This is a genomic window from Geodermatophilus sp. SYSU D00879, assembly GCF_054050375.1.
Genome location: NZ_JBJGZF010000014.1, coordinates 31,700 through 50,272, shown reverse-complemented (window position 1 = coordinate 50,272; position 18,573 = coordinate 31,700). Strand labels below are relative to the sequence as shown.

Here is an 18,573-nt window from a genome sequence, read left to right as displayed (position 1 = left end):
GCGAGCCATGGGGTGCGAGGGGGTCCGTCAACTAGCGTGCGGGGTGATGACCGAGCCGCAGACCCCCGTGCCGTCCGCGCTGCGCCGGGCCCTCGCCCGCGCCGAGCGGGGCGTGACCCTCGACGCCGGCGAGGCCGAGACCCTGCTGTCGGCCCGCGGGCTCGGCGACGGGGAGCCGCTGGACCGCCTGCTCACCGCCGCCTCCCGGGTGCGCGACGCCGGCCTCGCCTCGGCCGGCCGGCCCGGCGTGGTCACCTACAGCCGCAAGGTGTTCATCCCGCTCACCCACCTGTGCCGCGACCGCTGCCACTACTGCACCTTCGTGACCACGCCCGGGCAGCTGCGCGCCCAGGGGAGGGCGCCGTTCCTCTCCCCCGACGAGGTGCTCGACGTCGCCCGGCAGGGTGCCGCGCTGGGCTGCAAGGAGGCGCTGTTCACCCTCGGCGACCGCCCCGAGGACCGCTGGCCGGTCGCCGCCGAGTGGCTGGAGGCGCACGGCTTCGACTCCACCCTGGCCTACCTGCGCGCGATGGCGGTCCGGGTGCTGGAGGAGACCGGGCTGCTGCCGCACCTGAACCCCGGGGTGATGACCTGGGAGGAGGTCCAGCGGCTCAAGCCGGTGTCGGCGTCGATGGGGATGATGATCGAGACGACGGCGACCCGGCTGTGGTCCGAGCGCGGCGGCCCCCACTACGGCTCCCCCGACAAGGAGCCGGCGGTCCGGCTGCGGGTGCTCGAGGACGCCGGCCGCTCCGCGGTCCCGTTCACCACCGGCGTGCTGCTGGGCATCGGCGAGACGCCGGCCGAGCGGGTCGACGCCGTCCTGCGGATCCGCGCCGCGCACCAGCGGCACGGGCACGTGCAGGAGGTCATCGTCCAGAACTTCCGCGCCAAGCCGCGCACCGCGATGGCCGCGCACGACGACCTCGCGCTGCAGGAGTACGTGGCCGCCGTCGCCGTCACCCGGCTGCTGCTCGGCCCGCGGGCGCGGGTGCAGGCGCCGCCGAACCTGTCCGACTCCACCGAGCTCGGGCTGCTGCTGCGGGCCGGCGTCGACGACTGGGGCGGGGTCTCCCCGCTCACGCCCGACCACGTCAACCCCGAGCGGCCCTGGCCCAACATCGACAAGCTCGCCGCGCTCACCGCGGAGGGCGGGTTCACGCTGCGCGAGCGGCTGGCCGCCCAGCCGCGCTACGTGCTCGAGCCCGAGCCGTGGCTGGACCCGCGGGTGCGCCCGCACGTGGCCGCGCTGGCCGGGCCGGACGGGCTCGCGGTCGAGGGCCGGGTCCCGGCCGGGCTGCCGTGGCAGGAGCCGGACGAGGCGTGGGTGTCCTCCGGCCGCACCGACCTGCACGTCGAGGTGGACACCGTCGGCCGCACCGGCGACCGGCGCGGGGACTTCGACGCCGTCTACGGCGACTGGGCCGACCTGCGCTCGCGCACCGAGTCCGCCCGCGACGGCTCCTCCACCGCGCTCCCTGTCGGCGACCCCGAGGTGGCCGCCGCGCTGCGCGCCGCCGAGCGCGACCCCGCCGGCCTCACCGACGCGCAGTACCTCGCGCTGCTCGGCGCCGACGGCCCGGACCTCGAGGCGCTGTGCGCCCTGGCCGACGCCGTCCGCCGCGACGTCACCGGCGACGACGTCACCTACGTGGTCAACCGGAACGTCAACTTCACCAACGTCTGCTACACCGGCTGCCGGTTCTGCGCGTTCGCGCAGCGGCGCACCGACGCCGACGCCTACACGCTGTCGCTGTCCGAGGTGGGCGACCGGGTGGACCGCGCCTGGGCCGCCGGCGCCACCGAGATCTGCATGCAGGGCGGCATCCACCCCGACCTGCCGGGCTCCGCCTACCTCGACCTGATCGGCGAGGTGAAGCGCCGGCAGCCGGGCATCCACCTGCACGCGTTCAGCCCCATGGAGATCGTCAACGCCTCGGCGCGGACCGGGCTGTCGTTCGAGGACTTCCTGCTCGCCGCGAAGGAGGCCGGGCTCGACTCGGTCCCCGGCACGGCGGCGGAGATCCTCGACGACGACGTCCGCTGGGTGCTGACCAAGGGCAAGCTGCCCGCGGCGACCTGGCTGGAGATCATCGGCACCGCGCACCGGGTGGGCATCGCGACGACGTCGACGATGATGTACGGCCACGTCGACACCCCGGCGCACTGGGTGGCGCACCTGCGCACCATCGCCCGCCAGCAGGACGAGACCGGCGGGTTCACCGAGTTCGTGCTGCTGCCCTTCGTGCACCACAACGCGCCGATCTACCTCGCCGGCGTCGCCCGGCCGGGCCCGACGGTGCGGGAGAACCGGGCGGTGCACGCCGTCGCCCGGCTGCTGCTGCACGGCCGCATCCGCAACGTCCAGACGTCGTGGGTGAAGCTCGGCGACGCCGGCACCCAGGCGGTGCTGCGGGGCGGCGCCAACGACCTCGGCGGCACGCTGATGGAGGAGACCATCAGCCGGATGGCCGGCAGCGAGAACGGCTCGCTCAAGACGATCGCCGAGCTCGAGGCGATGGCCGCGGCGATCGGCCGGCCCGCGCGGCAGCGCACCACCGACTACGGCACCCCCTCGGAGGAGCGGCTGCGCACCGCCCGCTCCGAGGCCGGCCGCCGCGCGCTGACCCTCTCGATCACCCCCGCCTGAGCCGCCTGCCGGCGACTCGTCCCCGCGGGGTGATCCCCGCCCGCGCCGACGGCCCCTACCGTCCGGTCGCGGCGGAGGAGGCGGTCATGGTCCAGCAGAGCCCCAGCACCGCGAGCACCGGCGGGACCGGGAACACGCCCAGCAGCGCCCGACTCAGCGGCGGGGTCGTCGCGGCCCTCGCCGGCGGGGGGCTGCTGCTCGTGTTCATGCTGCAGAACCGGCAGGACGTCACGCTGGACTTCCTGTTCTGGAGCTTCACCTGGCCGCTGTGGCTGTTCGCCCTGGTGGACGCGTTCCTGGGAGCGATCCTGTGGCTCGGGCTCGGCGTGCTGCGCCGGCACCGTCGCCGGGTGGCGCGGCGGGCCGCCCGGGACGACTGACCGGGTTCCGGCCGACGGACGGGCCCGTCGGGGACACACCGGCCGCCCGGGGAGGGCAGCCCGTCGGGCTTGCGGTGCGCGCCGACGTCTCCCAGGATCGTCGCCGCACGGGCAGGAGGTGCACGGATGACCGGAGCTGACCACGGCGGTGACGCCACCGCCGAGATCCGCGTGCTCCTCGTCGAGGACCACCCGCACCTGCGCAGGACCCTGGTGGAGGCACTGTCCGAGGAGGACGGCCTCGTCGTCGTCGGCGAGTGCGAGGACGGGTCACAGGTGGTGGAGGCCGCTGCGCGCCTGCGTCCCGACGTCGTGTGCATGGACCTGTCCATGCCGGTGATGGACGGGTTGGCGGCCACGGAGGCGCTGCGTGCCGCTCGACCCGAGGCCCGGGTCGTCGTGCTGACCGCGGAAGCCGGCGAGGCACGAGTCGAGGCGCTCGCCGCCGGCGCCCACGCGCTGGTGCCGAAGGGCACCCGTCTCCACGCGCTGCTCCGCTGCGTGCGCACGGTCGCCGCCGGCGGCACGGGCTGTCCCTACTGCCTGTGACGCCGCGGCACCCCGTCGACCGTCGCGCCGCTTCCCGGCGCTCGGGTGACACCGGCACCGCCGGAACGCACCGGTGGGCCGCCGCGGGGGTCCGCGGCGGCCCACCGGGCTCACTGCGTCAGGCCGCCGGGTAGTCGGTCACGTAGGCCGGCGCGCCGGGACGGCTGCCGTCGACCTGGTCGCCGACGTCGTTGACCACGTGCCGGATGATCCCCAGACCGTCGAGGTGGACGGTCATCACGTGGTGCAGCCGGACGCCCGGCGTCGTCGGCACCTCGAAGCCGCTCTCGGTGGTGATCCCCGGACCGGCGTTGCGCTGGTAGCCGTACACGCCGCCGCCGTAGAGGCGGTGCTGCTGCACGTCGTCGGCCACCTTGTAGCCGGCCCAGCCCAGCGTGCCGTCGGGCTGCTGCCAGTCGGCCTGCGACGGCGGGTCGTAGGGCAGCTCGTTCTGGTAGAGCACCGTCGTCCCCTGCTCGCCGTTCCAGATCGTGTTGTGGGTCTGGAAGTGCTCGACGAACAGCCCGGTCGCGGTCACCCGGTCGCCGTTGACCTCGGCGCCCACGCGGCCGGTGTTGGTCCGCCAGCGGTCGGTGTCGCCGTTGACGCCCTGGGTGAAGCCGGGCTCGACGCCGTGGTCGGCGCGCCACACCCAGGTGTGGTCGACGAGCACGTCGTCGCTGTTGACCTCGAGCGCGGTGTCGACCTTGCCGACGTGCGGGCCGCCGACGCGGAAGTAGACGTCCGACAGCGTCGTCGGGTCCGCCGCGCTGGAGATCCCGCCGTCGCCGTTGGGCTTGCCGACCTGCAGCAGCGCCGGCGACTCGACGGTGCCGGCGTCGATCGTCACGCCGGCCACGACGACGCCGGGGACGTCGGCGACGGTCAGCGGGACCGCCCCGCCGACCGCGGTGAGCGTGGCCTGCCCCAGGCCGAGCACCACGGTGCCCGGCCGCTTGACGTCGATGCTGCGCGCGACGTCGTAGACCCCCGGCGTGAGCAGCAGGTGGCCGCCGCGGGCGAGGTGGTTGTTGATCTGCTGCACCGGCGTCGACGGCGTCGCGACGAGGAAGTCGGTGAGGGAGAGCGTGCGGCCCGGCGTGAGCCCGGCGGCCCAGCTGATGCCGCGTGAGGCCTGCTGCGCCGCGGGCACCCGGACGTTCCAGCGGCCCGCGTCGTCGAGGAAGAGGAACGGCTTCTCGCGGCTGACCGGGGTGTTCTGCAGCGTGGTGTAGGGCGGGTTCGGGAAGGCCGCCTCGGAGGGCGCGCCCTCGACGCCGGAGAACACCTGGTTCCACACGCCGTTGGACCAGCTGCCGATCGTGCTGTTGCGGGTCAGCCACTGCTGCTGCGAGCCGTTGACGACCGTGCCCGCCCGCGAGTCGGCGATGAACCCGCCGCTGGCGTACTGCGGGCCGGCGGTGCAGTAGTCCATCAGCGACAGGTTGCCGCCGGTGACGTCCACCCGGCGCAGCGAGACCGCCTGCGACACGGCCCAGAAGTTGGCGCTCTGCCGGCAGCCGTCCTGGCCGGCGCCGTTGACGTCGATCGTCAGGTTCGACACGGTGCGCCAGAAGTTGTTCAGCGCGATGCAGTTGGTCTCGGTCAGGCAGCGGTTGTAGGTCTCGACCTTGCCGTTGATGACCACGTCGGACGGCGAGTCCCCGAGGCCGGTGACCTCGGTGTAGTAGCCGACCTTGATCTGCAGCGGCTGGGCGTCGGTGCCGTAGACGCCGGGCTTGAAGAGGTAGGCGTAGCGCTCGCTGCCCATCTCGTTGTCCCGCTGCTTCTCCCAGGTGGCGTCGAGGGTCGCCTGGATCTGGCTGACGGGCGTGCTGGGGTCGAACACGGTGACGTTCACGCCGAGGGCCGGCGCGGTCGGGCTGGTGGCGGGCGGCGGGGCGGCGGAGGCCGCCCCCACCGCGAGGGGCGAGACGGACAGGGCCGTCGCGACGGCGAGCACGGCGCCGAGACGGCGCCGGCGGGCCGGGGGGAGGGATGCTGGCTGCACGGACGTCCTCATCGTCGAGGGGTGTACGCACGGTGTGACTGATGTCACGGTGCGGACACAGGTTAGGGGACCGTTCCGTTTCACCCGCAACCACCCCGGACGCCCGCGCAGGTCAGGCGGTCGGTACCGGCTCCCGCGGCGCGGGGACGACGACGGCGGCCGCCGGCTGGGCGGGGTCGTGCGCGGGCGCGGGCAGCGGGCGGCCGAACAGGAAGCCCTGCGCGTGCGAGCACGCCAGGCCGCCGAGGACGGCGTGCTGCTCGCTGGTCTCCACGCCCTCCGCGACCACCTCCAGCCGCAGGTTGTGCGCCAGCTCGATCATCGAGGCCACCAGCGCGGTCGAGCGGACGTCGCCGCCGAGGTCCTGCACGAAGCTGCGGTCGATCTTGAGGACGTCGGCGGGCAGCCGGCGCAGGTAGGACAGGCTCGCGTAGCCGGTGCCGAAGTCGTCGATCGCGATCCGCACGCCGAGCTCCCGGAGCGCGCACAACTGGCCGGCCACCCGGTCGACGTCGCGCAGCAGCACGCCCTCGGTCACCTCCAGCGTCAGCTGCGCCGCCGGCAGGCCGCTCGCGGCGAGGACGGCGGACACCAGCGCGACGACGTCGTCGTCGGCCAGCTGCCGCGGCGAGAGGTTGACCGCGATGCCGATCGGCCGGCCGGCCTCCGCCGTCCAGGCCGCCGCCTGGCCGACCGCCCGCTCGAGCACCCAGCGGCCGATCTCGAGGATCGCGCCGCTCGCCTCGGCCAGCGGCACGAACTCCGCCGGCGGCACCAGTCCCCGCTCCGGGTGGTGCCAGCGCAGCAGCGCCTCGTAGCCGGTGGTGCGGCCGTCGGCGAGGTCGACGGTGGGCTGGTAGTGGACCTCCAGCTGGCCGGCCCGGACCGCGGCGGCCAGGTCCTGCAGCAGGGTGACCTCGTCCTCGGCCGCCTCGGCCATGCCGGGCACGTAGCGGACCAGCCGGTTCTTCCCCAGCGCCTTGGCGCGGTACATGGCCAGGTCGGCGTTGCGCAGCAGTGTCCCGGGCCGCCGGTCGCCGGCGGTCGCGGTGTCGGCGACGCCGATGCTCACGTGCACCGCCAGCGGACGCCCGCCGACGTCGACCGGCTCGGCGAGCGCGGCCAGGACCCGCTCGCCGACGGCCGCCGCCTCGTCGGCGCCGCCGTCGACCACGACGGCGAACTCGTCGCCACCCAGCCGGCCCACCTCGTCGCCCTCGCGGACGCAGGCCCGCAGCCGGTCGCTCACCGTGGTGAGCAGGACGTCGCCGGCGGCGTGGCCGCGGGTGTCGTTGACGTCCTTGAAGTCGTCCAGGTCCAGGAACAGCACGCTGACCGGGCCGGTGCGGCGGGCCAGCAGCGCGGCGGTGGTCTGCAGCAGGCGGGTGCGGTTGGCCAGCCCCGTGAGCGGGTCGTGCAGCCCCTGCCGCTCGTTGAGCCGCCACGAGGACAGGTGCGCCAGGCTCGCGGCCAGCACGAACCCGCCGTGCACGAGTGCCCACAGCCACGGGTCGCGGTAGGCGGCCTCGTGGTCGAACACCGAGTGCGGGAAGAGCGTCCCGACCGCGCCGTGGTGCCCGATGACGACCACGAGGGCGAGCCCGAAGGGCACCCAGTCCTGGTAGAGCGACACCAGGCCGACGACGACGAAGAAGTGGAAGTGCGCCTCGGTCAGCCCGTCGCAGGCGTGCACGAGGAGCACCGAGGCGGCCAGCAGGCTCCCGGTCACCCCCGCCGCCCGCAGCGTGCGGCCGGCGTTCGGCAGCAGGCTGAACGACAGCGGGTAGGCGACGGCGAGGGCGGCACCGACCGCCGCGACCGGGGACCAGCCCCGGGCCACCGCGACGACGCCGATCACCACGGCCTGCACCGCGGCCAGCCGCAGCAGCAGCGTGTGCCGCCGCTGCCAGACCTCGTCCGGCAGGGGCCGCCCCTCGGGCAGCGCGCGGCGGAGTCGGCCGATGACGGGGAGCTCCATGGTGCCCCCATCGGCCGCCCATCCGTACCGGATCAGTTCCGTTCCCCCGTGCTCACTCCAGGGGGTGAGGAGGGCTCCCCGACCAGCGCGGACCGGAACGGCGCCGTGCGCAAGGGGCCCGCCGGACGGGGTAGGGCCGCGGGGTGCGTGCCATCACCTACACCCGGCCCGGCGGCCCCGAGGTCCTGCAGCTGACCGACCGGCCCACCCCCGACCCCGGCCCCGGCGAGGTCCTCGTCCGGCTGGCGCTGGCCGGCGTCAACCCGACCGACTGGAAGTCCCGCACCAACGCGCAGCCCGGGCCGGACGGCCAGGTGCCCGGCCAGGACGGCGCGGGCACGGTCGAGGCGGTCGGTCAGGGCGTGGACCCCGCGATCCGCGGCGAGCGGGTCTGGGTGTGGGAGGCGGCCTGGCAGCGCCCCTGGGGGACGGCGGCGGAGTACACCGTCGTGCCCGCGCGCCAGGCGGTGCCCATGGGCCCGAAGCCCTCGTTCGAGCTCGGCGCGGCGCTGGGGATCCCGTTCCTCACCGCGCACCGTTGCCTCACCCTCGGCGAGTCCGTGCCCGACCGGATGGGCCCCGGCTCGCTGACCGGGCGGACCGTGCTGGTGCAGGGCGGCGCCGGCGCGGTGGGCAACGCGGCGGTCCAGCTGGCGCGCTGGGCCGACGCCACGGTCATCGCCACGGTGAGCAGCCCGCGCAAGGCGCAGCTGGCCGCGGCGGCCGGCGCCTCGCACGTCGTCGACTACCGGCAGCAGGACGTCGTCGCCGAGGTCCGCAAGATCGCGCCGAAGGGCGTCGACACGGTCGTGGAGGTGTCCGCGGCCCGCAACGCCGCCGTCGACGCCCAGGTCGTCGGCATGCACGGCGCGGTGGCGATGTACGCCGACGACGGCGGCGCGGAGGTCACCGTCCCGGTGCGCGCGCAGATGGGTCCCAACGCCCGCTGGCAGTTCGTGTACGTCTACACGGTGCCCGAGCGGGCCAAGGTCCTCGGCGTCGAGGACGTCGACGCCGCCCTGCTCGACGGCGCGCTGCGGGTGGGCGAGGACGCCGGGCTGCCGCTGCACGTCTTCCCGCTGGCGGAGACCGCGCAGGCGCACCAGGCGGTGCAGGACGGCGTCGTCGGCAAGGTCCTGGTCGACGTCACGGCCTAGCCGACGCCGAGGTCCTTCGCGATGAGCATCCGCTGCACCTCGCTGGTGCCCTCGCCGATCTCGAGGATCTTCGCGTCGCGGTAGAAGCGCCCGACCGGCGTCTCGTTCATGAACCCGTAGCCGCCGTGCACCTGGGTGGCCGCGCGGGCGTTGTCCATCGCGACCTCGGAGCTGTAGAGCTTGGCGATCGAGGCCTCGCGGCGGAACGGCTCGCCGCGCAGCATCTTCTCGGCGGCGCGGTAGTAGGCCAGCCGCGCGGTGGAGGCGCGCACCTCCATGTCGGCGATCATGAACTGGACCGCCTGGTTGCGGCCGATCGGCCGGCCGAAGGCCTCGCGGGTGCCGGCGTAGCGCACCGACTCGTCCACGCAGCCCTGCGCGAGGCCCGTGGCCAGCGCGGAGATGGCCACGCGGCCCTCGTCGAGGATGGAGAGGAACTGCGCGTAGCCGCGGCCGCGCTCCCCCACCAGCGAGTCCTCGGGCACGCGGCAGTCGCTGAAGGACAGCTCGCGGGTGTCCGAGGCGTTCCAGCCGACCTTCGAGTACCGCGGGCCCACGGCGAACCCGGGGGTCCCCGCCGGGATCGCGATCGCGGAGATCTCCTTGCCACCGTCGGGCCGGGTGCCCGTGACGGCGGTGACGGTGACCAGCTCGGTGAGGTCGGTGCCGGAGTTGGTGATGAAGGCCTTGGAGCCGTTGACCACCCAGTGCCCGTCCTCCAGGCGCGCGGTGGTGCGGGTGGCGCCGGCGTCGGAGCCGCCGCCGGGCTCGGTCAGGCCGAACGCGGCCAGCGCCTCGCCCGTGCACAGCCGCGGCAGCCAGCGCTTCCGCTGCTCCTCGCTGCCGAACCGGTACAGCGGCATCGCGCCCAGCGAGACGCCGGCCTCCAGCGTGATGGCCACCGAGCTGTCCACCCGGGCCAGCTCCTCGATCGCCACGCACAGGTCGAAGTAGGTCCCGCCCGAGCCGCCGTACTCCTCGGGGAAGGGCAGGCCGAACAGCCCGAGCTCGCCCATCTGCCGCACGATCGCGGTGGGGAACTCGTCGCGCTCGTAGAAGCCGCCGATCTGCGGGGCCACCACCTCGAGCGCGAACTCGCGGACGGTCCGCCGCAGGGCCTCGGTCTCGTCGTCGAGCCGGTAGTCCAGCACGGTGTGCTCCCTGGTGCCGGGGCCGCCGGTGGGGTCCTCCCCGGGGCCCGCCTGCGGCCGCACCGGTCGGCCGGCCGCTCCCCCGCGATGTTAACGACGGTTCACATCGGGGTCCAGACGGCGGCGGTTAGCATCCGCGGCGTGACCGCCAGCCAGCCCGACTCGGCGCTGACGGCCGACGCCGCCCGGCCCTCCCGGCGGGAGCAGATCCTGCGGGCGGCCGCGCAGCTGTTCGCCGAGCGCGGCGCGCGGGCGGTCGGCGTCGACGACGTCGGCGCCGCGGTCGGGGTGACCGGCCCGGCGATCTACCGGCACTTCGCCAGCAAGGACGCGATGCTGGCCGAGATGCTCGAGGGCATCAGCCAGCGGCTGCTGGCCGGCGCGCGCGAGCAGGTCGCCGCCGCCGGTCCCGACCCCGCCGCGCAGCTGCGGGCGCTGATCGCCTTCCAGGTGGACTTCGCGCTGGACAACCCCGCGCTGATCACCGTGCAGGACCGCGACCTCGGCTCCCTGCCGGCGGACGACGCGGCCGCGGTGCGCCGGCTGCAGCGCCGCTACGTCGAGGTGTGGGTGGACGTGCTGGCCCGGCTGCGGCCCGAGGAGGGCACCGACGCCAGCCGGGCCCGCGCGCACGCCGTCTTCGGGCTGGTCAACTCCACGCCGCACAGCGCCGGCCGGCTGCCGCGCGCGCGGACGGCCGCGCTGCTCGCCGCGATGGCCGAGGCGGCCGCGACCGCCTGACGCGGCGTCGTCGCCGGGTCGTCGCCGGGGTCGTCAGTCCGCGGACGGGTCGGGCATCGGCAGGCTCAGGCCGGTGCCGGCGACCAGGTCGAGGTCGGCGGTGCCGCCCTCGCCGGGGCCGGTCCAGGCGGTCTCCACGACGGTGACCACCGGGCCCTGGACGGCGCTGGCGTACTCGGCGCCGTCCAGCCCGGCGGGCGCCCCCGGGTAGGTCACGCCCTCGCGCAGCAGGTCGCTGACGTTGCCGCTGCCGTTGCGGTCGGTCAGGTCGCGCAGGTCGCGGGCGGCGACGGTGTCGCCCATGTCCACGGTGGCGACCGAGACCACCACGGCCCGGCCGTCGACGTCGGTCGACCACAGCGCCCGCGCCAGGCCGGTGCAGTCGGTCCGCTCGAAGGAGTCGGCGACGTCGCCGTAGGAGTTGCCGACGCAGGTGTCGTCGACCTGCACCCGCTGCAGGACGAACTCCAGGCCGTCGAGGACGGTGCGCTCGCCCGGCTGCGGGCCGGCCTCCTGCGGCTCCGGGGACGCGGCCGGGGCGCTCGTGCTCGGCGGGGCGGCGGAGGCGTCACCCCCGCCGCCGGTGAGGCTCACCAGCGCGACCACCGCGACGACGACCACGGCCAGCGCGGCGGCGGCCAGCAGCACCAGCCGGCGCCGCGCGGCCGGCGAGCGGCGGCGCGGCCCCACCAGCGGGATCGGCGGGGACGGCGGGACCGGGACGGGCGCCGCGACCGGCGGCGCGACGGGCGGCGCGGCCGGCGGGGCCTCGTACCCGGCGGCGGTGTCGGCGCGGCCGAACAGCCCGCCGAGGCCGCCGGTCTCGTCGGCGACGTCGGCAACGGGGTCGGCGGCGGCGTGAGGGACGTCCGGGACGCCGCCCCCGGACTGGACGGCGGGCGCCTCGAACCGCGCGGTGGCCGGGTGCGCCGGGGCGGGTGCAGGCGCGACGGGTGCAGGCGGGACGGGTGCAGGCGGGACGGGACCGGGCTCGAGCGGAGCGGCCACCCGGGCGGCCGCCGCGCGCGACGCGGCCTCCTCGTCCGCCCGGATCGCGGCGGCGGCGACGGCGGCGGCCGCGACCGGGTCGACCAGCGGGCCGGCCGGGGCCGGGGCGGGCGGTGGGACGGCCACCGGGGCCGGCACCGGGGTGGACGGCGCCGCGGGGGCGGCCGAGGCGGCCATCGCCGCGGGGGCCAGCAGCTCGCGCCGGCGCAGGACGTAGGGCGAGTACGGGAAGCCCTCGCCGTTGAGCTCCTCGACCGTGGGCCCGCGGCCCTGCAGGCCGAGCGCGGTCAGCGCGGCGCGGACGTCGGCGGTGGTCCACAGCCGCGGGTTGTCCACCCCGGCGTAGCGGGCGGCCCGCGAGATGCCGAGCAGCAGCGAGCGGGGTTCCAGCAGCGCGACCTGGTCGCCGTCGCCGAGGTCGCCGTCGGCGGGGACCAGGCCGGTGAGGTCGCCGGCCAGGACGGTGAGCCGGGCGATGCGGCCGGGCTCGAGCCCGGCCCGGCGCAGCCGGACCGCGGCGTCCATCCCGGCCCGCATGAGACCGTCCAGCGGCGTCGAGCCGCCGCCGGCCAGCCGCAGCACCTCGCCGGGACCGGCGCCCGGGCCGATGGTCCAGGAGCCCTCCGGGGTCGCGGTGACGACGCCGGCCTGCCGGACCACCTCGACCACGCGCACGACGGCCAGGCCCTCGGGGACGAAGACCACGGCGTCGGACAGGCGCCGCTCCATGGGGCCGTCGACGACCGGCACCGACGCCACGACGGCGCCCCGGACGGCTCCGCCGCGGTCCCAGCGGGTCAGCTCGGCGAAGAGCGCACGCTCCCCCGCCGTCTGCGGCGGCACGGGCGTCAGGGCCAGCACGTCGTCCTCCGGGGGCGGGTGGGGGTCGGGGGGAGGCCGGGCGCGCGCGGGGGCGCGGGGCGCGGCCCGGGAGCGGGGTCCGGGCGGGCGGCTCCGTCCGACGTTACGTCAGCAGACGGGCCGGTCCCGCGCCTCAGCGGGACGGCGCGCCGCCGGCCGGGACCGCGGCGGCCGGGAGGCCCGGCTCGACGGGACGGCGCCAGCCGGCGAACCGCGCGCTGCCGCCGACGACGTCGACCGCCGACCACAGGACGGTGAACGCCGCGACGACGAGCGCGATCGACCACCAGGACCAGTTCCACGGCGGCAGGCCCCCGGCGGCGTCCTGCAGCCGGCCGGCGGCGTGGACGACGACGGCGGTGGCCGGCGCGGCGCTCCAGCCGGGCAGCCCGCGGGTGATCGCCAGGTCGACGCAGACGGCGCCGGCCAGCAGGACCAGCGGCAGCACCGACGGTGGGAAGCCCATCGCCACCAGCCCGGCCCACATCACGGCGCGGTAGGCGAGGTAGGTGCCGGCGACGACCGTCGCGGTCCACCGCAGGCCGACGACCTTGCGCGCCACGACCAGCGAGAGCAGGCCGGCGCAGAGGAGCCACGCCGGGTGCACCCAGGAGGGCACCGGCAGCATGAACATCGTCGGCGTCTGGCCCTGCGCGGCGGCGAAGTCCAGCAGCTGCGGTTCGGCCGTCGTCCGCCCGGCCTCGTAGGCGCGCAGCGAGAGGACGCCGTACTCCTGGTGCTGGTTGGGGAAGACGACGTTCTCGACGAAGAACAGCCACAGGCCCAGCGAGACGAGCGTGCGGACCCGGCCGGGCGCGGCGTACAGCCACCAGCCGCGGATCGCGCCGGCCAGCATGATCGCCGTCCCGAGGTAGAGCAGCGCGTGGCTCGGGCTCCAGCTGGTGATGTCCAGCCCGTTGATCCGGTGGTTGACGATGTCGACCGGGATGGCGACGAGGAAGGTGCCGATCCCCCACTGCATGAGCCGCAGCGCCCGGCGGTCGACGCCGTAGCCGCTGTAGCTGTGGAAGACCACCAGCGCGACGACCACCGCGGTGCCGGCCGAGTTGAGCAGGTGCGGGGGCGCCAGGTCGTCGCGCAGCCACCTGAAGTGCCAGGAGACGTCCCAGGACGAGCCGAGCATCTTGAGCAGGAAGGCCCCGAGCCAGGCGGTGTAGATCCAGCGCAGTTCGGTCTCCCCCGTCGGGCGCCCGGGCCGGCCCGGCGTCATGTACGCCGGCCACAGCCAGCGCAGCAGCGCGACGGGGTGCCGCAGCCCGGCCGCCAGCGAGCCCGGTGCCGGGGGGACCGCTCGGGCGTGAGCGGCGGGGGCGGGGTGGGGCACGGGAGGACTCCCTGGTCTCGCTGACGGGATGGACCCACCGTAACGGCGCAGGTCGCCGAAGCCGACCCCCCGAGTGGCGCCGGTGTGGCGCATGGAGTAGTGGGCCGACACGCGAGGCGTGCGGGACTGACGGGACGTAGGGTCGGCCGACGTGGCGGACAACGGCGGGCACCTGGTCTGGATCGACTGCGAGATGACCGGGCTGGACCTCACCCGGGACAAGCTCATCGAGGTCGCCGTCGTCGTGACCGACTCGGAGCTGCGGGTCCTCGACCCCGGCCTGGACCTCGTGATCTCCGCCGACGACGCCGATCTGGAGGACATGGCCGACGTCGTCACCGAGATGCACGCCAAGTCGGGCCTGACCGACGCGGTGCGCGCCTCGACCCTCACCGTGGCCGAGGCCGAGCAGCAGCTGCTCGCCTACGTGAAGCGGTGGGTGCCCGACCGGCGCACCGCCCCGCTGTGCGGCAACTCGATCGGCACCGACCGCGGCTTCCTCGCCCGCGACATGCCCGAGCTCGACGACCACCTGCACTACCGGATGGTCGACGTCAGCTCGATCAAGGAGCTGGCCCGCCGCTGGTTCCCGCGGGTCTACTTCGCCCAGCCGCCCAAGGGCCTCGCCCACCGCGCCCTCGCCGACATCGTCGAGTCGATCCGCGAGCTGGCCTACTACCGCCGGACGCTGTTCGTCGACACCCCCGGCCCGTCGACGTCGCAGGCGCAGCGGGCCGCCGGGGAGGTCGTCGCCGGCTTCGCCGACGTGCTCTCCGCGGCCGACGCCACGCCGCCCGCCACGGCCGCGGAGGACGGCACCCCCCCGGCTGCGTCGGGGAGCTGACCGGCTCCGGTATCCTCGTCCCTGCCTCCGGCGCGGGTCCGCTGCCGGGAGCACGCGGTGGGTGTAGCTCAGCTGGTAGAGCACCAGGTTGTGATCCTGGGTGTCGCGGGTTCGAGCCCCGTCACTCACCCCATCGGGAGAGGCCCTGGTCGGTTCGCTGACCAGGGCCTTCTTCCGTTCCGTCGCCGCCGACGACGGCGTGCTACACGGCCACTCCGGCGCCCTGACGCGCGGCGGCGGCCGGGGAGCGGACGTGTCGACCGATGAGTTCACCCGCGACCGCAGCCAGGCGCCTCGAGAGGTCGGCGTCCCGACTCGGGTCCCCGTCGGTCAGCTCGCCGAGCGCCACCACCTGGTCGAGCCCGAGTCGCCGTCGCTCGTCGGGGGTCAGCAGCGACTGCCCGACGACGGCGGAAACGGGGCGCGGCGCCGATCGTGTCGCGACGACGGCGGGCAGCTTCCCGGCCAGGGTCTGCCCGTCCATGCGGCCCTCGCCGGTGACGACGGCGGCGCAGTCGGCGACCGCGGCGTCGAAGCCGAGGAGGTCCAGGAAGAACTCCGCGCCGGCGACGCGCCGGGCGCCGAGCCACCGGCAGGCGAAGCCGAGACCGCCCGCCGCACCGGCACCGGGTTCGTCCGCGAGGGCCCCTCCGCCGTCGGCCGCTCGAAACCGGGAGGCGTCCAGCAGACCGACGAGGTGCCGCAGGCCGACCTCGAGCTTGCGGACCTGGTCCGGGGTGGCACCCTTCTGCGGGCCGAACACGACCGCGGCACCCTCGGCGCCGAGCAGCGGGTTGGTCACGTCGGTGGCTACGACGAGCTCGACGGCGTCCAGGTCGCAGATTCCCGACGGGTCGATCTCGGCGATCTGCGTCAGCGTTCCCCCCGTCGGCTCGACGTCACGTCCTGCGTCGTCCCGGAACCGGACGCCGAGAGCGGCGAGCAGTCCCGCGCCGCCGTCGGTGCTGGCGCTGCCGCCGAGGCAGAGGACGATGCGTCGTGCTCCCGCCTCGAGCGCCGCGAGCACCGCCTGCCCGAATCCGTAGCTGGACGCGGTCATCGGGGCCGGTTCCCCGGGCGCAAGCGTGGTCAGTCCGCAGGTGTTGGCGACCTCGACGACCGCGGTGCTGCCGTCGAACGCGAACTCGGTGGTGTGCCGGCGTCCGTCGGCGCCGCGCACGGACACCGGGCGGGGAGCGGAGCCGGCGTACAGAGCGGCGGCCACGCTGCCGTCACCGCCGTCGGCCAGCGGCAGGAGCCTCGAGGCGACACCGGCCGCCTCCAGGCCCTGCCCGACGGCCGTCGCCACCTCAAGGGCGGTGAGGGAACCCTTGAACTTGTCCGGAGCCACGAGGACGCGCATGTCAGGCCCTCGCCACCACGGGAACGGGGACGGCGACGACGCCGGGAACCGGCGGCGGCTCCGCTGATGCGGCGGCGTCGTCGGTGTCCACGGTCTCTGCCGGCACCTCGTCGATCTCGTGCAGCGGCGGGACGTCGTCACCGCGCAGGACCCGGCGGGCGCGGTCGCGGTCCAGCGTCCTGTCCCAGGCGGCGATGAAGAGAGTGGCGACGGCGTTGCCGCAGAAGTTCACCAGCGCCCGGCACTCGGACATGAACTTGTCGATGCCGAAGACGAGCATGATGCCCGCCGCCGGGATGGTGCCGACGGTGGACAGGGTCGCGGTCAGCGCGATGAAGCCGCCGCCGGCGACGCCGGCCGCGCCCTTCGACGTCAGCAGCATGACCGCGAGCAGGCCCAGCTGCTCGGTGATCGACAGGTCGGTGTTGGTGGCCTGGGCGATGTAGAGGGCGGCCAGGGACAGGTAGATGGCGGCGCCGTCGAGGTTGAAGGAGTAGCCGGTCGGCACCACGAGGCCGACGGTGGACTTCTCCACGCCGGCGTGCTCCATCTTCTTCATCAGCCCGGGCAGGGCCGGCTCGGCGGTGGAGGTGCCGAGGATGAGCAGGAGCTCCTCCCGCAGGTACCGCAGCAGATGGAAGAGGTTCAGCCGCAGGTAGGCCATCACCGCCCCCAGCACGACGAAGACGAACAGCGCCGAGGTGACGTAGAACAGCGCGATGAGCGAGCCGAGGCTGGTCAGCGTCTCCAGGCCGTACTCGCCGATGGCGTAGGCCATCGCCCCGAACGCGCCGAGCGGGGCCGCCTTCATGATGAACGCGAGCACCTTGAACACCACCGCGGTCAGCCGCTGGACGCCGGACAGCACCGGTGCGCCGACCGCGCCGACCGCGTTGAGCGCCACGCCGAAGACCACGGCCATGAAGATGATCTGCAGGATCTCGCCCTCGACGAAGGGGGCGACGGCGCTCTCCGGCAGCACGCGCAGCAGGAAGTCCCACCAGTGCTGCTCCTGCCCGGCCTCCACGAGCGAGCCGACGTCCTCGGTCGGTTGCAGCGTGCTGACGTCGGCGTTCACGCCGTCACCCAGGCGGAAGACGTTGATGGCGACCAGTCCGGCGACCATCGCCAGGATGGTGCCGATCTGGAAGTAGGTCAGCGCCTTGATCCCGGTCAGGCCGACCTTCTTCAGGTCCGCGACGCTGGCGATGCCGCCGACGATGGTGAGGAAGACGATGGGGCCGATCAGCATCTTCATCAGCCCCACGAACGCGGTGCCGATGGGCTCCATCGCGACCCCGACGCCGGGCCAGGCGGCGCCGACGACGACGCCCAGCACGATGGCGACGAGGACGTAGAAGTACAGCTGCCGGTACCAGCGCTTCTTCTCGGCCGGTGGCGTGTGCGCGTGGGACAGGTCCATTGGGGACACCTCGGTCCTTCACTGCCGGAGGGGTGGACGGGGTAGCCGCCACAGTGGGTGACTCCGGCCACACCGGTCCAAGACGCGTTCGCTACCGCACCGGTAGGTTCGGCCTATCGGTCCGCGGGAGGTGACGCGGTGGACGTCCGGCAGCTGACCTACTTCCTCGCCGTCGTCGAGACCATGAACTTCGGCCGCGCTGCGGAGCAGCTGTACATCGCGCAGCCCTCGCTGTCCCAGGCGATCGGGACACTCGAGCGCGAGCTCGGTGTGCCGCTGTTCCACCGGGTGGGCCGCGGCATCCGGCTCAGCGACGCCGGAGCCCAACTGGTCGAACCGGCCCGCCAGGTGGTCCGTGACCTGGAGGCCGCCCGGGCCGCGGCGCTGTCCGTTCGCGGGTTGCAGCGCGGCCGGGTCGAGCTCGTCGCGATGCCCAGTCCCGGCATGGAGCCGTTGTCGACCCTGATCCGCGACTTCACCGCCGCCCATCCGGCGATGACGGTCACGGCCGACGCGGCGTTCACCCCCGAGGAGGTGGTCCAGGCAGTCAGGACCGGCCGGGCCGAGCTCGGGCTGCTCGGCGCGGCCTCGCCCCCGCACCCCGGTGGCCTGCGTGTCCTGCTGATCGAGGACCAGCCCCTGGTCCTGGTCTCCCCGCCCGAGGACGGTGCGCCGCCGCAGCACGAGGACCGCGGGCCGATGGGGGAACCGGCCATGCGCACGGTGGACCGTGCGGCCCTCGCCGGGACGCGACTGATCGTGAGCAGGCAGGGCAGCCTCATGCGGGGGCTGGTGGACGACGTCCTGGCCAGCGGCGTCGATGCGCGCATCGTCGTCGAGGTCGAGCACCGGACCTCGATCATGCCTCTGGTGCTCGCCGGTGTGGGACACGCAGTCCTGCCGTCGTCCTGGGCGCCGCTGGCGCAACGGTCGGGCGCACTGGTCCGGCGGATCGAGCCCGCCGTCCTGCTGCGGATCGCTCTCGTCTCCCGGACGAGCACCCTCACGCCGGCCGCCCAGGCCTTCGTCACGTGCGTCGAGCAGTACGTGTCCGACGCGGAGGCGGGCACGGGCCGCGGGGATCGATAGGCCCGGGCTATCCGAAGGATCGA

14 protein-coding genes and 1 tRNA gene are annotated in these 18,573 nt (G+C 74.9%); 8 read left to right on the top strand and 7 right to left on the bottom strand.

The genetic code is table 11. The features are described from left to right. Positions 1–46: 46 nt before the first annotated feature. From ACI79B_RS17240 to ACI79B_RS17230, 3 genes are all read left to right on the top strand, one after another. The gene (locus tag ACI79B_RS17240; protein WP_456927017.1) at positions 47–2,650 is read left to right on the top strand and encodes a bifunctional FO biosynthesis protein CofGH; all 2,604 of its coding nucleotides are present in this window, start codon (positions 47–49) and stop codon (positions 2,648–2,650) included. An 86-nt stretch (positions 2,651–2,736) separates the two neighbouring features. Continuing rightward, positions 2,737–3,030, top strand: a complete 294-nt coding sequence (locus ACI79B_RS17235; protein WP_456927018.1) for a lipopolysaccharide assembly protein LapA domain-containing protein — start codon at positions 2,737–2,739, stop codon at positions 3,028–3,030. 126 nt (positions 3,031–3,156) lie between these two features. Then, positions 3,157–3,579, top strand: a complete 423-nt coding sequence (locus tag ACI79B_RS17230; RefSeq protein WP_456927019.1) for a response regulator — start codon at positions 3,157–3,159, stop codon at positions 3,577–3,579. Positions 3,580–3,697: 118 nt separating this feature from the next. Here ACI79B_RS17230 and ACI79B_RS17225 read toward each other — a convergent pair whose 3' ends face one another. Beyond that, a complete protein-coding gene (locus tag ACI79B_RS17225) occupies positions 3,698–5,590 on the bottom strand; it encodes a glycosyl hydrolase family 28-related protein (RefSeq protein ID WP_456927020.1) in 1,893 nt (630 codons plus the stop codon). A gap of 112 nt (positions 5,591–5,702) precedes the next feature. Next, positions 5,703–7,568 (bottom strand): putative bifunctional diguanylate cyclase/phosphodiesterase, encoded by a 1,866-nt coding sequence (locus ACI79B_RS17220; protein WP_456927022.1) that lies wholly within the window; start codon positions 7,566–7,568, stop codon positions 5,703–5,705. A gap of 143 nt (positions 7,569–7,711) precedes the next feature. Here ACI79B_RS17220 and ACI79B_RS17215 point away from each other — a divergent pair, with 143 nt between their 5' ends. Next, positions 7,712–8,725, top strand: coding sequence for an NADPH:quinone reductase (locus ACI79B_RS17215; RefSeq protein ID WP_456927023.1), 1,014 nt, complete (start codon positions 7,712–7,714; stop codon positions 8,723–8,725). Here the strand turns inward: ACI79B_RS17215 and ACI79B_RS17210 are convergent. Beyond that, complete coding sequence (locus ACI79B_RS17210; protein ID WP_456927024.1) at positions 8,722–9,876, bottom strand: acyl-CoA dehydrogenase family protein; 1,155 nt, start codon at positions 9,874–9,876, stop codon at positions 8,722–8,724. The two genes, ACI79B_RS17215 and ACI79B_RS17210, sit on opposite strands and share 4 nt — an antisense overlap. 141 nt (positions 9,877–10,017) lie before the next feature. Here ACI79B_RS17210 and ACI79B_RS17205 point away from each other — a divergent pair, with 141 nt between their 5' ends. Beyond that, positions 10,018–10,617, top strand: coding sequence for an SACE_7040 family transcriptional regulator (locus tag ACI79B_RS17205; protein WP_456927025.1), 600 nt, complete (start codon positions 10,018–10,020; stop codon positions 10,615–10,617). A 33-nt stretch (positions 10,618–10,650) separates the two neighbouring features. Here ACI79B_RS17205 and ACI79B_RS17200 read toward each other — a convergent pair whose 3' ends face one another. Beyond that, positions 10,651–12,486, bottom strand: coding sequence for a hypothetical protein (locus ACI79B_RS17200; RefSeq protein WP_456927026.1), 1,836 nt, complete (start codon positions 12,484–12,486; stop codon positions 10,651–10,653). Positions 12,487–12,619: 133 nt separating this feature from the next. Then, on the bottom strand, positions 12,620–13,831 hold the full coding sequence (locus ACI79B_RS17195) for a hypothetical protein (RefSeq protein ID WP_456927027.1): 1,212 nt from the start codon (positions 13,829–13,831) through the stop codon (positions 12,620–12,622). A 151-nt stretch (positions 13,832–13,982) separates the two neighbouring features. On the opposite strand from ACI79B_RS17195, the gene orn reads away from it, so the two are divergent. Beyond that, positions 13,983–14,675 carry an oligoribonuclease gene (orn, locus tag ACI79B_RS17190; RefSeq protein WP_456927028.1) on the top strand — a complete coding sequence of 231 codons (693 nt, stop codon included), beginning with the start codon at positions 13,983–13,985 and terminating at the stop codon, positions 14,673–14,675. Between the two features lie 57 nt (positions 14,676–14,732). After that, positions 14,733–14,808, top strand: a tRNA-His gene (locus ACI79B_RS17185). Positions 14,809–14,877: 69 nt separating this feature from the next. Here ACI79B_RS17185 and ACI79B_RS17180 read toward each other — a convergent pair. Both ACI79B_RS17180 and dctA read right to left on the bottom strand, forming a co-directional pair. Beyond that, positions 14,878–16,038, bottom strand: a complete 1,161-nt coding sequence (locus ACI79B_RS17180; protein WP_456927029.1) for a glycerate kinase — start codon at positions 16,036–16,038, stop codon at positions 14,878–14,880. Between the two features lies 1 nt (position 16,039). Then, positions 16,040–17,461, bottom strand: a complete 1,422-nt coding sequence (gene dctA / locus ACI79B_RS17175) for a C4-dicarboxylate transporter DctA (RefSeq protein WP_456927030.1) — start codon at positions 17,459–17,461, stop codon at positions 16,040–16,042. Positions 17,462–17,599: 138 nt separating this feature from the next. On the opposite strand from dctA, the gene ACI79B_RS17170 reads away from it, so the two are divergent. After that, positions 17,600–18,550: a LysR family transcriptional regulator gene (locus tag ACI79B_RS17170; RefSeq protein ID WP_456927031.1), complete on the top strand. Its 951-nt coding sequence runs from the start codon at positions 17,600–17,602 to the stop codon at positions 18,548–18,550. The last annotated feature ends 23 nt before the right edge of the window (positions 18,551–18,573 follow it).

Bases quoted from the DNA above. Each gene is read 5' to 3' on its own strand.
- ACI79B_RS17240 (WP_456927017.1), top strand. From the start codon at position 47: ATGACCGAGCCGCAGACCCCCGTGCCGTCCGCGCTGCGCCGGGCCCTC.
- ACI79B_RS17235 (WP_456927018.1), top strand. From the start codon at position 2,737: ATGGTCCAGCAGAGCCCCAGCACCGCGAGCACCGGCGGGACCGGGAAC.
- ACI79B_RS17230 (WP_456927019.1), top strand. From the start codon at position 3,157: ATGACCGGAGCTGACCACGGCGGTGACGCCACCGCCGAGATCCGCGTG.
- ACI79B_RS17220 (WP_456927022.1), bottom strand. From the start codon at position 7,568: ATGGAGCTCCCCGTCATCGGCCGACTCCGCCGCGCGCTGCCCGAGGGG.
- ACI79B_RS17180 (WP_456927029.1), bottom strand. From the start codon at position 16,038: ATGCGCGTCCTCGTGGCTCCGGACAAGTTCAAGGGTTCCCTCACCGCC.
- dctA (WP_456927030.1), bottom strand. From the start codon at position 17,461: ATGGACCTGTCCCACGCGCACACGCCACCGGCCGAGAAGAAGCGCTGG.